Genomic DNA, 209 nt, shown 5'->3' on the forward strand with positions numbered 1-209 from the left:
TTGCAGGTCTTCCGGCGGAACGCCGGAGACCTGCGGGAACTCCTCGCGGATAAGATGTACTCGTGGAAAGAGCTTCGAGAGAAGTGTCGAAAAGAAGCCACACGTCCGGTCATCAAGCATTGTGAGCAATCCCCGTTGCAGAAGGCTCACAACGCCCGGATCGACGATGACGTCTACAATCAGCGGTCAATGAGCGAAACCGTCTTTTC

Annotated in this window: 1 pseudogene; it reads left to right on the forward strand. The window is 55.0% G+C overall.

From position 1 onward, the window contains the following. Positions 1 to 209, forward strand: a pseudogene (locus C448_RS02475) (IS5/IS1182 family transposase); the annotation flags it as partial.

Origin of the sequence: Halococcus morrhuae DSM 1307 (genome assembly GCF_000336695.1) — an archaeon.
Lineage (GTDB): Archaea > Halobacteriota > Halobacteria > Halobacteriales > Halococcaceae > Halococcus > Halococcus morrhuae.